This window comes from Collimonas pratensis (assembly GCF_001584185.1).
In the GTDB taxonomy this organism is placed as follows: Bacteria; Pseudomonadota; Gammaproteobacteria; order Burkholderiales; family Burkholderiaceae_D; genus Collimonas; species Collimonas pratensis.
This window is the reverse complement of sequence record NZ_CP013234.1, coordinates 2,229,933-2,249,982: the sequence shown is the minus strand read 5'-3', so window position 1 is coordinate 2,249,982 and position 20,050 is coordinate 2,229,933. Positions and strand designations below refer to the sequence as shown.

The following is a 20,050-nucleotide window of genomic DNA, read 5'->3' as shown; positions in this document are numbered from 1 at the left end:
TGCTGCGGGCGGCCCGGTTCAAGCGAGGGGACGGATGGCAGCCACAATCGGCTGGTAATAGCCGCTCGCAGCCGGTTGCAGTATCTGCACTTGCTCAAAGCCCGCCTTGCTCGCGTGAGACGCCAGCTCTTGCGGCGTCAGCGCCCGATAGTGGCCGGTGAAGTGGCTGCTGCTCCATGTCAGGCCGGGCAGCTGACATGTGATGTAAAGATGGACCACATAACGCCGCTCATCCTGCCAGTCCCAGACCTGATGCACGATGCGGCGCCGGCCTTCGTCCATGAACATGGCCGGCGGCATCATGCTCGGCCGCTGTTCCATCAACGGCCCGTAGTCGCGCAGGCTGAGCATCAGCTTGCCGCCGGGCCTTAGCCTCTGGTACATGGCTGCCAGCGCCATGGCGATGTCTTCATCGCTGTCGAGATGCGGCAAGGCGTTATCGAAAGCCAGCACCACGCCGTATTCGCCGGCGGCCGAGGTATGCAGCAGACGCATGTCGTCGCTGCGAAACGGAATATCCAGCCCGCGCTGGCCGGCTTCCTGCCTGGCGCGCTCGACCTCCGCCGTGGAAAGATCGCTGCCCTCCACCTGGTAGCCGCGGCCCGCCAGCCCCAGCGCCTGGGTGCCGATGCCGCAAGCGCAGTCCAGCACCTTGCCGGCCAGCGCAGGGGGCGGTAGCAGCGCCGACAAAATTTTCCCCTGTTGCTCTATTGTCACATTCCAGTCGGCGAAAATCAGATGATAGGCTGAGGCCATGTCATCGTAAAAGGTATCGGCAATATCCATCAAAGGCCCGCCTTTTTGGCAGGCAAGTCAAACAGCAATCGCGCCATTGGCATTCCCCCTGTCGATCTAGTGACGTAGGGGTAATTTAACATGGACAAACGGCATGGATGACAATTTGCCATCCGTGCCGTCGGTGTGACCCTGCCGCCGCAGTGAGCCGGCAAGACCTAGAAGTTCGCCCCGTTGGCGCGCATATAGGCCTTGACGTTATCGAAGGTAACCCTGCCCGCGTGATTGACATCGATCTGTTCGAAGTTGTTCGCCACAAAACCGAAGCCCGCCTGCTGTGCCTGCGCTTTGGTGACGGAACCGCTGTTATTGCTATCGGCTTCGCTAAACTTCGCTTGCAGTTTCTGCAAGGCCCGTTCTTGCAGCGAGGCGCCGGCCGCTGCCGGTGTGGCCGCTACCCGGGCAGCGGCCTTGACGTGCGCCGGCACATACGGGTCGCCCAGCTGTGCCATCCCTTGCCGTGTGGGCGTGGTGGCGGCATTGACGACGCTTTGCGCCTGTACCGCAGGCGGCAGGATGGCGGCCGCGATGGCCAGGAATGTCAGTAATGATTTCATGTCAGCTCCAATAGGTATCTGGTTGAACAGCCTGCAGAATGGGAAAAATATCCATGTGCATCATGAGCGGCTGTCGTAGTACCGTACCAGGTCGCCTTTCATCAGCAGGCGCGACGGATCGAACAGATAAATCATATGGCCGCCGCGATAATGCGTAATCTGCAGGCCAGAAATCGGGCCGAGGCGCCCCAGGTCCAGCTCGGTGTTGTAGAAAGGCGTGGCGAGGTCGTGATAGCCGTTCTCCGATAATACCTTGAGCTTGGGATTCTGGTAGATGGCGGCCGCCAGGTCGGGAATCGTATCGGGCAGGTACAAGCCATCGTGAGTCCAGACCCAGTCCTGGATGGTGTCGCCGTTTTCTATATTGTAGGTCGAGACCGCGGTGTATTTCAAACCGCGCGGCAGATAGTCGTTCATGCGGTCGGTGAACGGCTGCGTGATCAAGGTGCTGGAGGGATCGCCATCGGCCGCCAGAGGACTGCCGATCACCGCCACTACCCGGCCGTCATAGCGCCCCAGCAGCGAACCGGGAATCAGGTTGTACCTGAAGGTGGTTTCATCCAGGTTGAAATCGGTCTTCCAGAGCGCTACCGGATAACCACTGTTGAAGAACAGCTGGTTCAGCAGATTGGGCGATGGCTGCGTGTTCGACGCCAGGAAGGCATCCACCGCCGGTTCGTAGATGCCGGCCACGAAAGTGCGCATCTGCTTGGCGAACGTGGTGAGGTTGGCGGGCGGCGGCGTCACCAGGTTGAAATAGGCGCCGACTGCTGCGTAGCCAGGGAAGTATGGCCCATACGAGCCGCCGTTGAAGTCGGCGTTCGAATTGTAGTTCAGGATCGCCGATTGCAGCACCACGCCGGTCAGCTTGGTGCCGCCCATTTCCAGCAAGTTGGCGAGGACATCGGTGCGCGGCGTGCCATACGATTCGCCGTACAGGTACTTGGGAGATTCCAAACGGTGGTTGACGTTCAGGTAGCGCGTGATGAAATCGCGGAACACCGCAGCATCGCTGTCCACGCCCCAGAAAGTCTGGTTGGTGTTGGGGCTGATAGCTTCGGAAAAACCGGTGCCGACCGCATCGATGAATACCATGTCGGTGGTGTCAATCAGGCTTTGCTTGTTGTCGACAAAGGGAAACGGCAGCGGCTGCGTAGTGGCCGGGTCGCCGGTGACGATGCGCTTGGGGCTGAAAGAGCCGAGGTGCAGCCATACCGAGGAAGAACCCGGGCCGCCATTATAGAAAAAGGTGACCGGCCGCTTGCCGGCGTTTTGCTTGTCGGCGGTATAGGCAACATAGAAAATCGATGCTTCCGGCTTGCCGGTTTTCGGATCGGCGGCGGTCAGGTGGCCAGCGGTCGCCGTATAGCGGATGGTCTTGCCGTTGATCGAAATGCTGTCGTGGGTGATCGCGGCGTTTTCCGTCACCTGCGCGGCAGCAAGTGCATCGCCGGCGCCGAAGCCGTACAGCGTCTTGTCGTTATAAGGCTGGTCGGCCGGCGGCCGCGCCATCACTGCATCGGGGGCCTCCTGCGCCAAGGCCTGATGGGCTGCAAACGCTAGCGCACACAGCTGTAGGGAAACGGCCAGGCCAAACAACAGTTTTCGTTTAATCGACATGTAGTCCTCGCAAGTGATATTCATCGACGCTGCCGGCAGCGGACAATAACAATCTCAACCGAGGTAAGCGGCTAGCGCTTGTCTCGGAAATGGTGACGTCGCACAGGAAAAGCCAGCGGGCTCGGCCTGAGTCAGTCATGCATGTGCAAGTGTGTTTTACGGACTGAAAGGAAGTGGTGAAACGGGTGATAATTTGTTGTCGTACATCAATATATGCAAAGAACGCGTAGGATTCAAGGTCGCGAGCGGCAAGGTCATGAAAATTTTCTTGGCGCTGCGCGATCGTATACAGACCTGTATGTACTGATACCCTATGCGCAAATATTAACAGCTGCGGCGACACGCCGGCATGCGATATGCAATACCGGCGTGCAGAAGACATCAACTGTCTGCGACCACCTCAGCGTCGTTCCTGCCTGGCTTGCCAAACAGCAGGCGCTGCTTCGGCTTATCTGCTTCGGGCGCACGCTCCGCATCAGCCGTATCGCCGCACTGCCCAATGGCGATATTGGCGAAAATACTGATCGCAACGCCGCAAGCGCCGATCACAAAAAGTAAAAATTCAAGCATGAGATTCCCCCTGATCGTCATGGCGTGGGTGCCATCGATTTTTATGTTGACCGTCTCGAAAAGCCAAGGTAAAACAGCTTTGCGGCATTGCCTGGCAGACTGCAGCTGCAGCGCATGCCTTCACTGTAGCGTTACAAGCCTGGCCAGCGCCAATACAGAATATGGCGCGCATCTATCTCGAAACGGCATAACAATGATTTCACTCAGACAGCTCAAATATTTCGTTGAAATTGTCGACGCCGGTAGCTACACGCGCGCCGCCGAACATCTGTTCATCGCGCAATCGGCGTTGAGCCGGCAGATGAAGGAGCTGGAAACCGACATGCAGGTCAGTCTGCTGCAGCGCGATTCGCGTCATATCGAACTGACCGAGGCGGGACAGCTGTTTTACGAAAGAAGTAAACGAATTCTGGAAGACATCGAAAACGCTATCGTCCAGGCGCATCAGGTAGGCAAGGGCGAGCAAGGGCGGATCCGCGTGCTGCATTCCAGCTCGGTGACGCTGTCCGCCGCCATGGGTGATATCTTCAGCAGGCTGCTGACGCAGTTTCCCGGCGTATCGCTGGATTTTTCTCGCGCGCCGTCCGAGCACCAGGCGCTGGACATCGACGAAGGCCGCGCCGATTTCGGCATGGTGCGCCTGCCGATATTGCGCCAGCTGCCGAATATCCAGGTCAAGAAAGTGTTTTCTGAAAAGCTGGTGGTGGCGCTGTCCAAGGATCATCGCTTTGCGGACAGAGGTGCGATCGGCATCGCCGAACTGCGCGATGAACTTTTTGTCTCAGTCCCGCACAAGGATCGCGGCGGCCTCAGCTATCTGGTGGCGGCGCTGTGCATGCGGCATGATTTTTTCCCGAAGGCGTCGCGCGCCACCTCGCGCAAGGCCTCGCTGCTGAATCTGATTGAAGCCAATCTGGGGATTGCGATCGTGCCGGAAAGCATGCAGGAAATCGCGCCCGCGGGCATCCGTTTTCTGCAGCTGCCGGCGCAGGATGCGCAGTCGAACGTCGCCGTGATTTACCGGCGCGATGCCGCGCCCATGGTGGCAGCCTTTATCTCTGCCTTCCTGCGGCTGATGCCGCATGCGGAGCAAGCCTGAATGGCTTAACCGTCCAGCCGTTGCAGCCAGCTGATTACACCTTGCAGCGAACGGAAGTCGCTCACCGAACGGCAGGCGATGTGCGGATGACGCGCCGCCAGCATGCGCGACAACGCCGCGCCCGGCCCCAGTTCCAGCGCCGCCGTGACGCCGCGCTCGGCACAGGCATCCATGCAGGCGCTCCAATGGATGGTGTGCGTCAGCTGTTGCGACAGCGTCTCTATCGCCTGTTCTTTTTTTGTCAGTAGTTGAGCGTTAAGTCCGGACAATAGCGGCAGGGCCGGGTCTTGCGTCAGTTGCTGCCGCAGCTGATCGGCAAATGGCGCGACTGCGTCGGCCATCAAGGGTGTGTGCGAAGCCACCGTTACCGGCAGCAAGGTGATTTTTCCGCCTAGTCTTTCGATTTCCGCGGTCGCGCTCAGCAAATCCTGTTGCAGGCCACCGGCGATACAGCTATCGGCATCGGTTTGGATCGCCACATGCAGCCGCTGCGAGGCCAGCAGGCTTGCCAGCGGCCGCAAAGCGATGCCGCTGACGGCGAACAAGACTTGCGGCGCCTGCGGCTGCAAGCAGGCGTCCATCAGCTGTGCCCGTGCCTGCGCCAGAGCGATCGCCTGCGGTGCCGACAAGGCGCCGCCGACATGCCAGGCCGCCAGTTCGCCAATGCTGTAACCGGCCACCAGTTCCGGAGTCGGAAATTGCGCCTGCAACGCCGACCAGACGGCGGCCGTGGCCGCCACGATCAGTGGCTGCGCCAGGCGATTGGAAAACAGCAGATCCTGGTCGGACAACACTGCTTGCAGCGACAGGCCGGGCAGCACCGGCGCTAACCATTGATCAAGCAGCTGCGCGCTGGCCGCATCGCGCCGCACCAGCTCAAACATCGCCGCATGCTGGCCGCCCTGCCCCGAGCATAGCAGCGCCAGCCGCGGCGTCATGGCTGACCCGCCGCGGCGTCTTGCAATTGCTGTTTAGCGCAGTACGTAGCCATCCTTGCCGATCACGGTCAGTTCAATGAAATTCAAGCCATCACGGCTGTTTGGACCATATTTGAGGGACATGCCGCCAATATCGTAGCCACCCATGCCTTCCAGGCCACTGACCAGGCTTTCACGGGTCGGCTTGTTGCCGGCGCGGCGCAAGCCTTCCACCAGGATTTTGGCAGAAATATAGCCTTCCAGCGTCGGATAGGAATCCGACAGCTCGCTGCGGCTCTTCAGCGCAGTCATGAATTCCTTGGAAATCTGCGTGCTGGAGCTGCGCGGATTCGGGAATACCTGAGTCATGCCGAGGCCGCGCGCGTCCTTACCCAGGCTTTGCAGGAATACCTGCGAGCTGACGTTGGACAAGGTGATCAGCTGCTGCTGGCCGCCGGCTTCGCGATACTGCTTGATGAAGGCGGCGCACGGCTTGGCTGTGCAGATCATCAGCACAGCCTGCGGCTTGGCATCAAAAATCTTCTTGACCGCGCCTTCGACCGCCACCGTATTGCGCTCGTAGTTGGCGACCACCGGCTCCGGCAGCTTGTACTTCTTGATCGCCTGCTTCAAGCCTTCCAGCGCATCGTTGCCAAAGGAATCGTTGGACACCAGCACCGCATAGCGCTGCAAGCCCATGCCCGACAGCTGCTCAATCGCAGTGCCGACTTCGTCGCGGTACTTGGAACGCACATTGAACAGATAGTGCTGCATGGGCTCATGCAGGGACGTTGCGCCGCTGACTGGGGCAATCAGGGGGACCTTGGCGTCGTTGATGGCGCCCAGGATAGATTCGGTGGTCGGCGTGCCGCGGTACAGGAACAGCGCGAAGGCGTTCTTTTCATTGAGCAGCTTGCGGGTATTCTCGACCGTGCGCTTGGGTTCAAAGCCATCGTCCAGCGATTCCAGCACGATCTTGCGGCCGAACACGCCGCCTTGCTTGTTGACGATATCGAAATACAACTGGGCGCCGGCAGTCGCTTGCTTGACCTCTTCCGCCGCGGTGCCGGTGAATCCGGCCGACTGGCCGATCACGATAGTGTTGCTGGTAATGCCAGGTTCAGCGTTAGCGCTACCAGCCGCAAGCAAGCCAAACAGGCTCAATGCGCTGATGCTGACAGCCAAAGACAACTTCTGATGCACTTTCATTTGTTCTCCAGAGATATTCGTCGACGCGGTATCTGCATGGGGAGGTCAGCCGCTTAGCGCAGGTAGCTTAGTCCATGCAGTAAATAAGTGGCTGCCAACAAATCGGCAGCGCCACCGGGCGACAGCTTATCCCGAATAAATACTTTGTGGCAACTAATTGCTTGCTCGCGCCAGTCATTTATCGCACTGCCGCCCATTTCCAGAAAGCCGCGAGCCAGCGTTTTGACCTTGGCGGCGGCTGCCGGGCCGCCTCGATGGTAGAGATTGGTGTCGTTAAGATTGGCCATCAGGGCAAACAAAGCGTCAATCGCGGCGGCATCGTAGCCGCGAGCGGCGCTCAGGGTCAGCAGGAAACGCGGCAACGCTATCTCGAACAGGGAGGGAAATCCCAGGGCCGCCTCTTCGCTGGCGCCGCTGACCGCATATTTCTGTGCTGCCAGGCGGCCATGCGAGAGTCCGGCTGCGTTGCCGTCCGGCGCCCGCTCCTGCATATGCCGGGTCAAGGCATCGCCCCACTGGATCAGCAGCGTGGCACGCAGCGTCGCCGGCGCCAAGGACATGCCGCGGCCATGGCAATAACCGGCCGCGGCGCACAGCATACCCAGACAGAAAATCGCCCCGCGGTGCGTGTTCACCCCCGCGGTTGCGCGCAACATGCGCTGTTCGGCAGCGATGCCGAGCTGCCGCAATACGGCAAACTCCTTGCCGGCCATGCCGGCCTGGGTGACCTCGCGGAAGAAATGGCGCAGCGAAAACAGGCTGCGCATGAACGTGGCGGCGTCCATGTCGCTGTGACTGCCGTTGTCCACCAGGGACACCAGGCCAGGCTTGGGATACAGCTGCAATTCTCGATACAGGCTGCGCAATGCCAGCCGCGCCACTTGCAAGCAAAAGGCGCGCTGCTGGCGCTTGCCCAGGCCCTGGCCTTGCTGCGCTGGGTTTTGCCGGCGCAGCAGCGGCGATGCCTGCGGCTGCTGCGCAGCAGCGACGGCCGTCATGCCGGCTCCAGGCTGGCCACCAGGCTGGCCAGCGCCGTCAAGCCGACGCCGCTTTCGGTCTTGACCAGCACCCGCGGCTGGCTATCGGCTTGCATGGCCTGCCAGCACTCCTTCCAGGCCACCGCCCGGCCATCCGGAAAGATCACTTCGCCATCCAGCGGCAAGCGCGCCGCGTGCTGCGCCAGCAATGCCATGCCGCGCGCAAATTCCGGCGCATTGCGAGGGGTGAACAACAAGTCGATATCTGAATTGGCGGTGACATAGCTCTGCTTGGTCAGGATTTGCCAGGCCCAGGAGCCGTACAACTTGAGTGCGATGCCGCTATGCAGGCAGTCGCCGGCAAAGGCCCGCAGCGGGCCGCTCCAGCCGGATGGCATGTGCGCCAACGCCTGGCGCAAGGTGAGCGGTTCCGCAACCCGCTGCACATCCGCCAGCTGGACCTGCAAAGGAATTCTCACTTTGTCGCCATTGCCGTCAGGCGGCAGCGCCAGTCCCAGGCACAACTCGTCTGGCGGCGTATCGGCTTCGCGCCGCCGCAGCACCAACGGCCAGTCTTCCTGTTGCCAGCGCGCCAACGTCGCCTGGTTGTCCGCAGTTGCCGCCAGCGCGGCACGCTGCCAGCCTTCGGCGCTGAGCCAAGCCAGGCTATGGCGCGTTATCACGTAAGTTCGCATGCAAATTCACATGATCCAATACCGCCTGCGCTACCGGAAAGGCCTGGCTGCGGCCGCCGCGCTGCAGGCCGGCGGCGCTGCGCTGGTCTTGCGGGCTGGCGTCGCGCAAGGCCTCGGCCAGTTGCAGGGCAAGATCGCCATCCCAGATAGCATCGATGCCGCCCATTTGCAGATAGTTCACCGGCCCCGGGGCAAACACCGGATTGCTCTTTGCCAGTTCAGTCAACCGTTCCAGCGGCACCTTGGTGATGCGCGCCATGGCCGGTAGACCCATCACGCGGATGGTCGCCTGCGGCAGGGCAAAACAGGCGTCGGCCATCATGCCGCTGGTGATGAAACCGCCTGACAAGGCCTGGTCGTACACCAGAGCGACGATCTTATGCCCTTGGCTGCGCGCCAGGGCCATGCATTTCCCCAGGTGCGCCATATAGCTGTTGATCCCCAGCATTTCATCGCGGTGACGCAGGCGCTGACCCTGTGTATCGACCAGGATGACGATAGGCCGCTGCGGAAAATTGCGCACCGCGGCCAGTACCGCCTGTGCCTGCAGCAGCGCGATTTCGACGCCGATAGGCGCATGGCCGCAGCTGCCGATCACGCTCACCGTGGCGCCGTCAACTTGCGCCGTGCCGGTCAGGAAATTATCTTGTTCGACGATGGTATGGCCATGCGGGAACAGCTGCGCTGCTAGCGAGATCCAATCCATTCAAGGCCTCCGTCGCAGTTGCGCGGTAGCGGCGACAAAGGCGTCGGCTTCCAGCATGGGGAGATTGGCGGCATCGGCGAGGCCGATTTTCTGCCAGATGTCGAGCGGATCGACGGCGGCGCCGAAGTCATCAACGCGGTCCTGCAAAAATTGTTGTTCGGCTTCCAGCGCTTCCAGCGTCAAGGAAATGGTCGCTGCTGCGGCATGGCATTCCTGCATCAGCTCAAAGGCGGCTTGCCGGAATGCGGCGCTGTCGTCGGCCACCAGCATCTGGCAATCGCCCAGCAGGTAGCGATGCTTGCCGCCGGTAGTGCGCCACACCAGTGCGCGGTCGCGCGCATCGAATTCTTCGACGCCGTTAGCGGTTTCTATCACTTCCGGCCCGGACATCGCCAGCCGCCCTTCTTCTGACATGACGATTGCATTGGCGCAGCAGGCGACGATGCCCATGCCGCCGAAACAGCCGTTGGAGCCGCCCACCAGCACGATCACCGGGATGCCGGCGGCGCGCACTTCCAACAAGGCGCGCATCACTTCGGAGACGGCGATGAGGCCGGCATTGGCTTCATGCAGGCGCACGCCGCCGCTTTCCAGCAGCAGCAAAACCGCATACGGACGCTCCCGCAGCGCACGCTGCAGCAGGCCGGTCAGCTTGGCGCCATGCACCTCGCCCACGGCGCCGCCCATGAAGCCGCCCTCTTGCGCCGCCACCAGTATTGGCTCGCCAAACAGCTTGCCGGCGCCTATCGCGACGCCATCATCAAACGACACCGGTGCATCCAACTGGCCCAGATGCGGGCTGACGATGCGCAGCGAGGGCGGCAGGAATTCACGGAAACTGCCTGGGTCGAGTACCGCATCCAGGCGCTCGCGCGCATGCGCTTCTAGGTAACTGTTCATGGCTTTCCTCCCAGCGCCGCTTCCACCGCCTGGTCCAGGCGCAGGCTGACGACCGCCGGCGTGGCGCCCATGTCGTTGATGGCGATGCGCGCATCGGCCAGCTGCCAGCGCTGCTGGAAATCGCCCAGCACCGCTTGCCAGATCTTGCCGAATCCGCGCGCGGCGGTCCTGATTTCAATGGTGCAGGCGCCGTTCAGCGGCGCCGCTTCGATCAGCACTTCCAGGTTGCCGGAACTGACCACGCCCGACAGCTGCGCAGTCGCGGGCAGCTGTCGCTGGCCATGTTCAAAACGAAAATTCAAGGTTTCCATTGCAACGCCCTATCGCTTTCAGCAATTCGCTTCACCAGTTCCTGAAACGCTTCGGCGGCCGGTACAAGCCGCCCGACGCGCGCACCAGGTCTTTCATGTTCTTGGCCGCCAGCAGGTCGCGCGTGGCCAGCCGCTTGTCGATACCCAGGTCTTCGGGACGCTGGATGATGCCGCGGTCGCGCAGGTTCTCGACCATGCGCTTGTCGCGCCCCAGGCCGATGGCGGTATAGCCGGCGACGCCGCGCACGGCTTGCTCGCGTTCTTCGTCGTTACGGCACAGCAGCAGGTTGGCCAGCCCTTCTTCAGTCAGGATGTGGCTGACGTCTTCACCATAGATCATCACCGGCGGAATCGCCATGCCAGCCTGCTCGGCCAGTTCCCAGGCATCCAGCTTGTCGACGAAGGCCGGCTGCATGTGTTCGCGGAAGGTCTCGACCATCTGCACCACCAATTTTTGCCCGCGCGGGATCAGATTCCTGCCGTCGCGCGCCTGCTTGCCGGCTTTCAGCCAGGCCGGGCTGACGTGGCGCCGCCCGCGCGCATCGGCGCCCATGTTGGGGGCGCCGCCGAAACCGGCGATGCGGCCGGCCGTCGCCGTCGACGAATTACCCTGCAAATCGATCTGCAAGGTGGAGCCGATGAACATGTCGCAGGCATAGTGACCGGCCATCTGGCTGAAGGCGCGGTTGCTGCGCATCGAGCCGTCGGTGCCGACAAAGAAAATGTCAGAGCGAGCCCGGATGTAGTCTTCCATGCCCAGTTCGGAACCGAAGGAATGGATCGATTCGACAAAGCCGGCTTCGATCGCCGGGATCAGCGCTGGATGCGGATTGAGCGCCCAGTGCTGGCAGATCTTGCCCTTCAGGCCCAGCGAGGCGGCATAGGTCGGCAGCAGCAGTTCGATCGCTGCGGTATCAAAGCCGATGCCATGGTTGAGGCGCTGGATTTCATACTCGGCGTAGATGCCCTTGATGGCCATCATCGCCATCAACACCTGGATGTCGGAAATCTGCGCCGGATCGCGCGTGAAGAGCGGCTCGATATAGTGCGGCGTCGGCGCCTGCACCACGAAACCGACCCAGTCCGCCGGGATATCGACGCGCGGCAGGACATCGACGATTTCATTGACCTGGGCGATCACGATGCCGCCGCTGAAGGCGGTGGCTTCAACGATTGCCGGCGTGTCTTCGGTATTCGGCCCGGTGTACAGGTTGCCGTGACGGTCGGCCGCCTGCGCCGCCACCAGCGCCACGCGCGGCGTCAGGTCGACGAAGTAGCGGCCGAACAGTTCAAGATAGGTATGGATGGCGCCGATATTCAGCTTGCCGGCCGCCACCAGCCCGGCCAAGCGGCCTGCCTGCGGCCCGGAAAAGGAAAAATCCAGGCGCGCGGCGACGCCGCTTTCAAAAATATCCAGATGTTCCGGTAAAGCCAGCACCGACAGCAGCATGTGCAAGCCGCTGACGCGCGCCGGATCCAGCTTGGCTAGCGCCTTGGCGAGGAAATCGGCCTGCTTCTGGTTGTTCCCTTCCAGGCAGACTTTATCGCCGGCTTCCAGCACGCTGTACAGCAGGTCCTGGATGCGCCCGGTTTCCACCACTTTGCCCTGGCAGCCGCTGCCGAGCGTCTCGGCGGCGCGCCGCAGGCGCTGCTCACGGTTCGTGTTACGCAGGTCCCAGCGGCGGCCGTCCATGTTAACGCGCTCCCATCAGGATATCCGGCAAGCCGGTGACGATGCCGGGAAACAGGCAAAGCAAGATGATCGCCGCAAACATCAGCAGCAAGAACGGCAGCGTGCCTTTAATCACATCGCCGAGCGGAATGTCGGGCGCAATATTCTTGATCACGAACAGGTTCAAGCCCACCGGAGGATGGATCAGCCCCATTTCCATCACCACCGTCATCACCACGCCGAACCAGATCAGGTCGAAGCCAGCTTCGCGCAGCGGCGGCAGGATGATCGGCGCGGTCATCAGGATGATCGACACCGGCGGCAGGAAGAAGCCGAGCACGATCACCATCAGCAAGATCACCGCCAGCAGCAGCCACTTCGACAAATGCAAGGCAACCACCCATTGCGCTGCCGACTGGCTGATGTGCAGGTAGCTCATCACATACGAATACAGCAGCGACATGCCGATGATCAGCAGCAGCATGCAGGATTCCTTGATGGTCGAATTCAGGAACGGCATCAGGTCGCGCGGGCGCCACATGCGGTACACCACGGCGATCAGCACGATCGCCAGCAAGGCGCCGAGGCCGGCGGTTTCCGACGGCGTGGCAAAGCCGCCGTAGAGCGCAATCATGACGCCGATCAGCAGGATCAGAAACGGCAGCACGCGCGGCAGCATCTCGATCTTTTGCGCAAAGGTGAAATGCTCATCATCCAGATAGGCCGACTTGATGCCGCCCTGGCGGTAGATCTCGTGCGCCAGGCGGTATTCCTTGCGGGCGCGGTAGACCGCGTAGCCGGCGAACATGAACACTAGCAGGATGCCGGGGCCGATACCGGCCAGGAACAGCCGGCCCAGCGATTGTTCCGACGCCACCGCATACAAGATCATGGTGATCGACGGCGGCAACAGGATGCCCAGGGTGCCGCCGGCGGCGATGATGCCGGCCGCGAAACCAGGCGAATAGCCACGCCGGCGCATCTCTGGAATTCCGGCCGAGCCGATCGCCGAACAGGTCGCCGGCGAAGAGCCCGCCATCGCTGCAAACAAGGCGCAGGCAAAGACATTGGCGATACCCAGCCCGCCCGGAACCCGGCTCAGCCAGGCGTGGATCGCCGAATACAGGTCGCGCCCGGCCGGCGATTTGCCGATGGCCGCCCCTTTCAGGATGAACAGCGGAATCGACAGCAAGGTAACCGAGGCGATTTCCTCATAAACGTTCTGGGTCACCGTATCCAACGAAGAAGCCGGCATGAAGAAGTACATGAAACCGGTAGCGACCACGCCGAGCGCAAACGCAATCGGCATGCCGGAACACATCACGACAATCGTGACGATGCCATACAGGGCACCAAGGGCAAGCGGACTCATTACACTCCCGTGACAGTTTGTTGGTTGGCGGCAGGCTTGCGTTCGGTCAGGCGCGTCAGCACCTGCAACAGGATCTGCAAAGTCAGCACGGTCATGCCGAGCGCCATCAATGAATAGGGAATCCACAGCGGCGGTGCGAATGTGGACGAGGTAGTCTGGCCTTCCGACCAGGCTTCATGGAACAGCGCCCATGACTTCCACGAAAAGAAAGCACAGAACAGGAAAGACACCACATCGACCAGCAGCAGCCGCACGGCATTCACCGAGGCCGGCAAGATCGAGGACAGCGCTTCGATGCCGATATGGCCGCGATACGACTGCGCATAGCCAGCACACAGGAAGATCACGCCGACCAGCATGAAGACGGTAGCGTCGTCCTGCCAGTCGGTCGGCGTATGGAAAAAATAACGCGCCACCACCGAGTAAGTCATGATCAGCGCCGTCAGCATTAGCGCTACCATCGACAGGTAAAGGGCAAATTTGTTGAAGCGGTCAAGGACGCCGGCCAAGACTGCCACCACCGGATTATCCGGCGTGGCAGGCAGTTTTCCAGCAGTCGGCTTCGCATCGAAGCCGTGGCTCATAGCAGTTTCTCAGCCAGTTTCAGCAGCTTGGCGGAATTCTCGTTCCTTGCTGCGTAGTCTTTCCAGGCGGTGTTGCGTGCAATGTCTTGCCATTTCTTGACGGTAGCGGCGTTCAGATCGACCACCTTGGCGCCGGCCTTCATATACACCGCGGCGACGCCGGAATCGTCGAGCCGTGCTGCGCTCTCGGCAAATTTTTCCATGTCGGCGCCCACTGCCATCACCGCCGCCTGCTGTTCTTTGGTCAGGCGATCGAAGGTGGCCTTGGAAATCATCAAGGGCTCCAGCATGTACCAGTAAGCCTTGTCGCGGCCGCTGGTCAGGCTCTTCGAGACTTCTTCCAGGCGGAAGGAAATCAGCGAAGTCGACGATGTCATGGCGGCGTCCATCGCGCCGGTCTGCATCGCTGCATAGATTTCATTGGACGGCAGCGTCACGACGGCGGCGCCGGCTTCCTTCAGGATCATATCCATCTCGCGTGAGCCGCCGCGCACCTTCAGTCCCTTGACATCGGAAGGATCGACAATCGGCTTGGTGCGCGAAGCAACACCGCCGGCCTGCCAGATCCAGCTGACGATGATGACGCCCTTTTCCAGCAGGATGCGCGCCAATTCCTTGCCGACTTCCGCATTCTTCCAGGCCGCGCCCTGCTCGTAGGATGTCACCAGGCCGGGCATCAGGCCGATGTTTACTTCCGGCACTTCGCCGCCGGCGTAATTGAGCGGCACCAGCGAAAAATCCAGCGCGCCCTTGCGCAGCGCGGAGAACTGGGAGTTGGTCTTCATCAGCGAAGAGCCTGGATAAATCTCGAACTTCAGGCTGCCGTTGGTGCGTTTGCTGACTTCTGCGGCAAACATGCGGGTCAGGCGATCGCGGAAGTCGCCTTCGCTGATGCTGCCGCCGGGGAACTGGTGGGAAATTTTAAGGGCGCTGGATTGCGCCCAGACTGACGACATGGACCAGAACGGTGTGCTCGCAAGCGCGCCCAGCACCGTCCTTCTGCTGATTAAAGACATATCCCCTCTCCTCGGTGGAAAAACTATCGATACAATTTTAGCTATATTTCATGCGGTTATTGCTGAAGATAGATGTTATGTATTCTTATTACATTTCCTTGTATACACAGTATTCCATAAAACATTTGTATGTCAACGAATAAATACGCCTTACAATCAAATCTCGAATACACGGTCCCATTAGGGAGTAAGTTGAGCATTTGGGCGGCTGTAGCTGGATGCGATGCAAGGCGCCCACCGCTTGCAGTGCGCCAGCTACGGCCAGCACAAATGTTCAACTTACTCCCTAACGGGGCCTTTATCCCAGAAACGGTCAAATTATGCTCACAACAAAAAATCGCTCGGAATCGCTACGCGAAACCATCGAGGAGATGATCGCAGTTGGTGAGTTTCGCCCGGGGCAGCATCTTGATGAAACCGACCTCGCTATCAAGTTCGGCGTGTCCCGCACGCCGGTGCGCGAAGCCTTGATCCAGCTGGCTTCCATGGGCATCGTCGTGACACGGCCGCGGCGCGGCACGGTGGTCGCCGAAATCGGCCCGCGCCAGCTGATAGAAATGTTTGAAGTGATGGCAGAACTGGAAGCGATGTGCGGGCGCCTGGCGGCGCGCCGCATGTCCAGCGAGGAGCATGCGCACCTGCTGGCGGCGCACCAGGCATGCATGGAAGCGCGCGATGCGCACGATCCGGACAGCTATTTCTACAAGAATGAAGCCTTCCATGACGCCATCTATGAAGGCAGTCACAATGCTTTCCTGGTGACCCAGGCGCGTTCGCTGCAGCGCCGCCTGCGGCCCTACCGGCGGCTGCAACTGCGGGTGCGCGACCGCCTCAATGTCTCTTACCAGGAGCATGACGGCGTGGTGCAAGCCATCATCGCCGGCAACAGCGACCAGACCGCCGACCTGCTGCGCCAGCATGTCACGGTGCAAGGCCAGCGCTTCGCCGACCTGATCGCTTCGCTGCAGCAGCTGACTGCCATGCCGGAGCCGCAGTACACCTATAACTGAACACCGCTGCCGGCAGCGACATGGCCGCAGCGGCTCAGGCAGCCGAGTGGAACAGCGCGGCTTGTGCCGCCCTGTCCCATGCTTTCTGCTTAGTGCGCAGCGGGCACCAGGTTTACGCTCAAGGTCCCGCTGTCATTGCCGGAAACCCAGCCCACCCGGCCGGCGTTAGGGCCGGCCGTGAAGCGCAGCAGCGGCAGATCGGCGACGAATTCGATACCGGCCACTGGATTCGACAGCAGCAGCGGATTCAGGCTGGCGTCGAGCTGCATGAAATGCCACTCGATCGCGCGGTTGGTGCGATTGCTCGAATTCCACAAACCGTAGGACACCACAAAGCCGCTGCCGTAAGCTTCCAGCTTGGGCATGATGGCTTGCGTGTTGGCGGCGTTGCTGGTCAGCCAGGCACTTGAGCGTACGCTACCGTCGGCGCCGCTGACCAGGCTGATCCGCACGTCGCGCGCCGCACGGCCCTGCGATGTCGCATGGACCATCGCGAAATCACCGCTGCTCAGCTTGATGAACTGGCCGGTCTCGGCGTTGGTAGTGTTGTCGCCCTCGGCGCCGTCGACAGCTTGGTAAGGCTTATCGAAAACAGTGTTGTCTTTGCCGAGATAGCCTGCCAGCGTGCGCGCCGAAAATCCCAGCTGACGCGGGTAGGCGTCGCCATGCGCCAATGTGTAAGCGGTGCCGTTGTCGATCAGCAGGCGCTGGTTGAAATTGTGCGAATAGAACCAGGCCGATCCCATGTTCATCGCATTGCCGGCAGGCGCCACCACGCTGCCGGTAACGCCATCGAAATAGCGGAAATAACCGGCCTGGTGACGCGTGCCGTTATCACCCCACGCCATCTGGTGCGCCACATACAGCACCAGCTTCTGGTTCACTGCGTCGTAGCTCAAGACGCCGCCCCCTGCCGTGCCGGGGTTGCCCTTGCTCTTGTCCTTGCTGTTGTCCTGATTGCCGAACACCAGGGTATCCCAGGCCTTCGCCGCAAAACTGGCGCTGGATGCCTTGGCGATATGCAGTTCGTTGCCATTGACGTTGTTGACGTCGCCCGCGACCGTATTGCGGTACGGATGGTCGACGTTATAGGCGACATAGAAGGCGCCGCTGGCATCCTTGGTAAAGCCTAGCAGCTTGTACGAGCGCAGGCTGGTTGCCGTGGTGGCGCCGGCACTCAGGTCAGGATTGACGTGGGTGATGCTGATCGTGCCTGGCGTTCCCAGGCCGGACACCGACGACTGCGTCGCGCCGGAATAATCCAGCCAGGCCACATCCAGACTGCCGTCCGCATTGAGCACCGGGATGATCGGATTGGGAAAGCCGTAGTTCGACATCGGGCTCGGCGGAATCAGGCCGTCGTTGAAAAAATTGGCCTTGAGGCCAAAAATCTTGCCGGTGGCGCCGGTCGCGACCACCTGGCTTGCGATATTAAAATCCGCGACCGGCACCGATGCTGGAGCCGCGACCGGTGAGGTCGCCGGTGTTGTGGTGCTTGGCGGAGTCGCGGCTGGCGCCGCAGTCGATGGCGAGGCCTGGCTGGCCGAGGAATCGGAGGAACCGCCGCCGCAGGCTGCAAGCAGCACAGGCAGCGACAGCAGCAACGGCAGTACGAACGGAAGGATCCGGCGCGGCGATGCCGGAGAAATCATTGTTGAGGACATTGTTTAGTCTTTGCTGTAGATGCGCGAACCTGGGTTCACGCCGTATCGCGGGCTTCGAAATGAAACACGCGCACGGATTTGCGGTGATATCGCAAACATCGTGCCACCGCACCATGGCAAGTCGAAGGCTCCCCGGCCTGTCCAACCGCTAGCTACAGCGCCTGCATCGCAGGCCAACACATCAGGCGCATGCCGCGATGCTGACCAAGAAGGTCATGCGGGTGACATTCTTCGTCAGTCGGTCCGGGCTGCAAATAGGTAGGGGATAAAATCACAGCTTCCACGAAGTAGCGGGATCGACGCCCGCATGCATGCATGAATAAATGAGTGGAGTGAATGGATGCGCGTTTTTACGGCAGCGCGGGCTGGCTTTCGGCTTTGCTGCCTTGTTGGGTCAGATGACAAGCCCTGAACTTGGACGGCGACATCTGTTTTTTCTGCAGGAACTGGTGATTGAAGTGCGAGACATTATTGAAACCCACCCGATAACAGATATCGGTCACCGACAGCTCGCTGTTCATCAGCAGCTCACAGGCACGGTTTAGCCGCAAGTGGTTAACGTATTGGATGAAGGTCACGCCGGTGCTCTTGCGGAAAAAGCGTGAGAAGGCGGCGCCGGCCATACCCGCCAGTTCGGCGACGTCGGCTTCCCTCAGGTCGACGCTATAGTTTTCCAGGATATAGGCCAGCACCTGGTTGACGATGGCATTACGGCGCTGATCGATGCTGGGGTCATAGCTGGGACTGGCCAGGCGCACGCGCGGTGCATGCGACAGGTAGTCCAGCAAATCCAGGAACAGGATCACACGCCTGGCATCGCTGGCGCCGAGCATGGCGCTCAAAGCCTCATGCGCCCGCAGTTCCGCCTCTTTGCCGAACTGCACGCCAAAGCGCGCTTCGTCGAGCAGGTTTTGCACCTGACCGAATTCGGGAAACAGCGCCATGCAATCCTGCATGAAATCAGCGCCGAACTGCAGCACCAGGTCGCGCTCGGCGACGCTGGCGCCGGGCGCCAGTTCGCTCACCCAGTTGTGCGGAATGTTGGGGCCGGTAAACACCAGGTTGCCTGGCCGGCAATCGCCGATGTAGTCACCGACAAACATCTTACCGTTAGTTTCGCGCAAATAGTGCAGTTCATACTCGGGATGGTAATGCCAGCGCGCCACCTGGTGCGGATAGCCGTGCGACCAGACGCGGAACGACTGGTACTGCACTTTCTGGATAAGCTCAAGGTCCGGCCGCATGATGTCATGTCCTGTTATCGCCCGGGGTCAAATAAATATCAATGATGCAACACCAGGCTGCTACCTGTCTCCGCATCGAACACATGCAGATCATTCAACGAGATATTAAAGCATACTTGATCACCGACCCGCGGGCAACGGTTGGCCGGCACCAGCGCAGTGATTTCGTGCTTGGCGTGCAACAGGCTGACCAGCGATTCCGCCCCCAGCAGCTCCACCAGGTCGACTTTGCCCCGCACTTCAATCTGGCGGTCGCCGACGCTGGTAGTGAACATGTGGTTCGGCCGCACTCCCAGCACCACGGATTGGCCTTCACTAACGGCGAACAAGGATGGCGGCAAACGCCACCTGGCTTCACCGCTGTCCAGCACTGTCATCCCATCTTCATGGCTAGCGACGCAACCGATGAAATTCATGGCCGGGGTGCCGATGAAGCCGGCGGCGAACCTGGATACCGGATGGTTATAGATTTCCGCCGGCGTGCCGACCTGCTCGATCCGCCCTGCTTTCAGCAACACGATGCGGTCGGCCAGCGTCATCGCTTCAAGCTGGTCGTGGGTGACGTAGACCGAGGTGGTCGCCAGTTGCCGGTGCAGGCGTTTGATATCGCCGCGCAGCTGGGCGCGCAGCTTGGCGTCCAGGTTGGAGAGCGGCTCGTCGAACAGGAATACCGCCGGCGTCTTGATCATGGCGCGGCCGATCGCCACCCGCTGCTGCTGGCCGCCCGACATCTGCTTCGGCTTGCGCTGCAGCAGCGGCTCCAGGCTGAGCATTTGCGCCACCTGTCCGACCCGCTGGCTGATCTCGCTTTCCGGCGTCTTCAGGCGGCGCAGGCCAAAAGCCATGTTGTCGTAGACCGTCATGTGCGGATACAGGACGTAGTTCTGGAACACCATGGCGATATCGCGTTCGCGCGGCGGCAAGTCATTCACCTGCCTGGCGCCGATATGCAAGGCGCCGCCGCTGATTTCCTCCAGCCCCGCCATCATGCGCAGGATGGTCGATTTGCCGCAGCCGGAGGGGCCGAGCAGGACGATGAATTCGGCGTCCGCGATCTCCATGCTGAAATCATGGACCACCGGATTGCCCTCGTAATGTTTTACTAGCTTGTCGCAAACTATGCTGGCCATGC

The 20,050-nt window shown here is 60.9% G+C and carries 20 protein-coding genes; 2 read left to right on the top strand and 18 right to left on the bottom strand.

Features of this window, described 5'->3' with window-relative positions; translation table 11 throughout:
• Nucleotides 1-18 precede the first annotated feature (18 nt).
• The 4 genes from CPter91_RS10305 to CPter91_RS10290 form a co-directional block, all read right to left on the bottom strand.
• Complete coding sequence (locus tag CPter91_RS10305; protein WP_061939896.1) at nt 19-786, bottom strand: class I SAM-dependent methyltransferase; 768 nt, start codon at nt 784-786, stop codon at nt 19-21.
• A 167-nt stretch (nt 787-953) separates the two neighbouring features.
• The gene (locus tag CPter91_RS10300) at nt 954-1,352 is read right to left on the bottom strand and encodes an EF-hand domain-containing protein (RefSeq protein ID WP_061939893.1); all 399 of its coding nucleotides are present in this window, start codon (nt 1,350-1,352) and stop codon (nt 954-956) included.
• Nucleotides 1,353-1,412: 60 nt separating this feature from the next.
• Nucleotides 1,413-2,972 (bottom strand): S10 family peptidase, encoded by a 1,560-nt coding sequence (locus tag CPter91_RS10295; RefSeq protein WP_082793452.1) that lies wholly within the window; start codon nt 2,970-2,972, stop codon nt 1,413-1,415.
• 381 nt (nt 2,973-3,353) lie between these two features.
• Nucleotides 3,354-3,542, bottom strand: coding sequence for a hypothetical protein (locus tag CPter91_RS10290; protein WP_061939891.1), 189 nt, complete (start codon nt 3,540-3,542; stop codon nt 3,354-3,356).
• Nucleotides 3,543-3,735: 193 nt separating this feature from the next.
• Here CPter91_RS10290 and CPter91_RS10285 point away from each other — a divergent pair, with 193 nt between their 5' ends.
• Entirely contained in the window at nt 3,736-4,641 is a 906-nt protein-coding gene (locus CPter91_RS10285; protein ID WP_061939889.1) for a LysR family transcriptional regulator, read from the top strand.
• 5 nt (nt 4,642-4,646) lie between these two features.
• On the opposite strand, the gene CPter91_RS10280 is transcribed toward CPter91_RS10285, so the two are convergent.
• The 11 genes from CPter91_RS10280 to dctP are packed head-to-tail and all read right to left on the bottom strand — an operon-like array spanning nt 4,647 to nt 15,000.
• Complete coding sequence (locus tag CPter91_RS10280; protein ID WP_061939887.1) at nt 4,647-5,579, bottom strand: ACP S-malonyltransferase; 933 nt, start codon at nt 5,577-5,579, stop codon at nt 4,647-4,649.
• Between the two features lie 33 nt (nt 5,580-5,612).
• Nucleotides 5,613-6,767, bottom strand: coding sequence for an ABC transporter substrate-binding protein (locus tag CPter91_RS10275; RefSeq protein WP_061939885.1), 1,155 nt, complete (start codon nt 6,765-6,767; stop codon nt 5,613-5,615).
• A 53-nt stretch (nt 6,768-6,820) separates the two neighbouring features.
• A complete protein-coding gene (gene mdcB / locus CPter91_RS10270) occupies nt 6,821-7,765 on the bottom strand; it encodes a triphosphoribosyl-dephospho-CoA synthase MdcB (protein ID WP_061939883.1) in 945 nt (314 codons plus the stop codon).
• Nucleotides 7,762-8,439 carry a malonate decarboxylase holo-[acyl-carrier-protein] synthase gene (mdcG, locus tag CPter91_RS10265; protein WP_082792758.1) on the bottom strand — a complete coding sequence of 226 codons (678 nt, stop codon included), beginning with the start codon at nt 8,437-8,439 and terminating at the stop codon, nt 7,762-7,764. Before mdcG ends, mdcB begins: the two co-directional genes overlap by 4 nt.
• The gene (mdcE, locus tag CPter91_RS10260; RefSeq protein ID WP_061939871.1) at nt 8,411-9,145 is read right to left on the bottom strand and encodes a biotin-independent malonate decarboxylase subunit gamma; all 735 of its coding nucleotides are present in this window, start codon (nt 9,143-9,145) and stop codon (nt 8,411-8,413) included. The genes mdcG and mdcE overlap by 29 nt, the downstream gene beginning before the upstream one ends.
• On the bottom strand, nt 9,146-10,045 hold the full coding sequence (locus CPter91_RS10255; protein WP_061939869.1) for a biotin-independent malonate decarboxylase subunit beta: 900 nt from the start codon (nt 10,043-10,045) through the stop codon (nt 9,146-9,148).
• On the bottom strand, nt 10,042-10,356 hold the full coding sequence (gene mdcC / locus CPter91_RS10250; protein WP_061939867.1) for a malonate decarboxylase acyl carrier protein: 315 nt from the start codon (nt 10,354-10,356) through the stop codon (nt 10,042-10,044). The genes CPter91_RS10255 and mdcC overlap by 4 nt, the downstream gene beginning before the upstream one ends.
• A 31-nt stretch (nt 10,357-10,387) precedes the next feature.
• Nucleotides 10,388-12,049: a malonate decarboxylase subunit alpha gene (mdcA, locus tag CPter91_RS10245; protein WP_061939865.1), complete on the bottom strand. Its 1,662-nt coding sequence runs from the start codon at nt 12,047-12,049 to the stop codon at nt 10,388-10,390.
• A 1-nt stretch (nt 12,050) separates the two neighbouring features.
• Entirely contained in the window at nt 12,051-13,400 is a 1,350-nt protein-coding gene (locus CPter91_RS10240) for a TRAP transporter large permease (RefSeq protein WP_061939863.1), read from the bottom strand.
• On the bottom strand, nt 13,400-13,984 hold the full coding sequence (locus CPter91_RS10235) for a TRAP transporter small permease (protein WP_061939861.1): 585 nt from the start codon (nt 13,982-13,984) through the stop codon (nt 13,400-13,402). Before CPter91_RS10235 ends, CPter91_RS10240 begins: the two co-directional genes overlap by 1 nt.
• Nucleotides 13,981-15,000, bottom strand: a complete 1,020-nt coding sequence (dctP, locus tag CPter91_RS10230; RefSeq protein WP_061939859.1) for a TRAP transporter substrate-binding protein DctP — start codon at nt 14,998-15,000, stop codon at nt 13,981-13,983. Before dctP ends, CPter91_RS10235 begins: the two co-directional genes overlap by 4 nt.
• A 320-nt stretch (nt 15,001-15,320) precedes the next feature.
• On the opposite strand from dctP, the gene CPter91_RS10225 reads away from it, so the two are divergent.
• On the top strand, nt 15,321-16,010 hold the full coding sequence (locus tag CPter91_RS10225; RefSeq protein WP_061939857.1) for a GntR family transcriptional regulator: 690 nt from the start codon (nt 15,321-15,323) through the stop codon (nt 16,008-16,010).
• Between the two features lie 89 nt (nt 16,011-16,099).
• Here CPter91_RS10225 and CPter91_RS10220 read toward each other — a convergent pair whose 3' ends face one another.
• The 3 genes from CPter91_RS10220 to CPter91_RS10210 form a co-directional block, all read right to left on the bottom strand.
• Nucleotides 16,100-17,674, bottom strand: coding sequence for a hypothetical protein (locus CPter91_RS10220; protein ID WP_150119660.1), 1,575 nt, complete (start codon nt 17,672-17,674; stop codon nt 16,100-16,102).
• Between the two features lie 350 nt (nt 17,675-18,024).
• Nucleotides 18,025-18,918, bottom strand: coding sequence for an AraC family transcriptional regulator (locus tag CPter91_RS10215; protein ID WP_061939853.1), 894 nt, complete (start codon nt 18,916-18,918; stop codon nt 18,025-18,027).
• Between the two features lie 38 nt (nt 18,919-18,956).
• Nucleotides 18,957-20,048: an ABC transporter ATP-binding protein gene (locus CPter91_RS10210; RefSeq protein ID WP_061939852.1), complete on the bottom strand. Its 1,092-nt coding sequence runs from the start codon at nt 20,046-20,048 to the stop codon at nt 18,957-18,959.
• Between the last annotated feature and the right edge of the window lie 2 nt (nt 20,049-20,050).

What these genes read in the sequence shown, in the direction of transcription:
- CPter91_RS10305 (WP_061939896.1), bottom strand. Translation starts at nt 786, where the DNA reads ATGGATATTGCCGATACCTTTTACGATGACATGGCCTCAGCCTATCAT.
- CPter91_RS10300 (WP_061939893.1), bottom strand. Translation starts at nt 1,352, where the DNA reads ATGAAATCATTACTGACATTCCTGGCCATCGCGGCCGCCATCCTGCCG.
- CPter91_RS10295 (WP_082793452.1), bottom strand. Translation starts at nt 2,972, where the DNA reads ATGTCGATTAAACGAAAACTGTTGTTTGGCCTGGCCGTTTCCCTACAG.
- CPter91_RS10290 (WP_061939891.1), bottom strand. Translation starts at nt 3,542, where the DNA reads ATGCTTGAATTTTTACTTTTTGTGATCGGCGCTTGCGGCGTTGCGATC.
- CPter91_RS10285 (WP_061939889.1), top strand. Translation starts at nt 3,736, where the DNA reads ATGATTTCACTCAGACAGCTCAAATATTTCGTTGAAATTGTCGACGCC.
- CPter91_RS10280 (WP_061939887.1), bottom strand. Translation starts at nt 5,579, where the DNA reads ATGACGCCGCGGCTGGCGCTGCTATGCTCGGGGCAGGGCGGCCAGCAT.
- CPter91_RS10275 (WP_061939885.1), bottom strand. Translation starts at nt 6,767, where the DNA reads ATGAAAGTGCATCAGAAGTTGTCTTTGGCTGTCAGCATCAGCGCATTG.
- mdcB (WP_061939883.1), bottom strand. Translation starts at nt 7,765, where the DNA reads ATGACGGCCGTCGCTGCTGCGCAGCAGCCGCAGGCATCGCCGCTGCTG.
- mdcG (WP_082792758.1), bottom strand. Translation starts at nt 8,439, where the DNA reads ATGCGAACTTACGTGATAACGCGCCATAGCCTGGCTTGGCTCAGCGCC.
- mdcE (WP_061939871.1), bottom strand. Translation starts at nt 9,145, where the DNA reads ATGGATTGGATCTCGCTAGCAGCGCAGCTGTTCCCGCATGGCCATACC.
- CPter91_RS10255 (WP_061939869.1), bottom strand. Translation starts at nt 10,045, where the DNA reads ATGAACAGTTACCTAGAAGCGCATGCGCGCGAGCGCCTGGATGCGGTA.
- mdcC (WP_061939867.1), bottom strand. Translation starts at nt 10,356, where the DNA reads ATGGAAACCTTGAATTTTCGTTTTGAACATGGCCAGCGACAGCTGCCC.
- mdcA (WP_061939865.1), bottom strand. Translation starts at nt 12,049, where the DNA reads ATGGACGGCCGCCGCTGGGACCTGCGTAACACGAACCGTGAGCAGCGC.
- CPter91_RS10240 (WP_061939863.1), bottom strand. Translation starts at nt 13,400, where the DNA reads ATGAGTCCGCTTGCCCTTGGTGCCCTGTATGGCATCGTCACGATTGTC.
- CPter91_RS10235 (WP_061939861.1), bottom strand. Translation starts at nt 13,984, where the DNA reads ATGAGCCACGGCTTCGATGCGAAGCCGACTGCTGGAAAACTGCCTGCC.
- dctP (WP_061939859.1), bottom strand. Translation starts at nt 15,000, where the DNA reads ATGTCTTTAATCAGCAGAAGGACGGTGCTGGGCGCGCTTGCGAGCACA.
- CPter91_RS10225 (WP_061939857.1), top strand. Translation starts at nt 15,321, where the DNA reads ATGCTCACAACAAAAAATCGCTCGGAATCGCTACGCGAAACCATCGAG.
- CPter91_RS10220 (WP_150119660.1), bottom strand. Translation starts at nt 17,674, where the DNA reads ATGTCCTCAACAATGATTTCTCCGGCATCGCCGCGCCGGATCCTTCCG.
- CPter91_RS10215 (WP_061939853.1), bottom strand. Translation starts at nt 18,918, where the DNA reads ATGCGGCCGGACCTTGAGCTTATCCAGAAAGTGCAGTACCAGTCGTTC.
- CPter91_RS10210 (WP_061939852.1), bottom strand. Translation starts at nt 20,048, where the DNA reads ATGGCCAGCATAGTTTGCGACAAGCTAGTAAAACATTACGAGGGCAAT.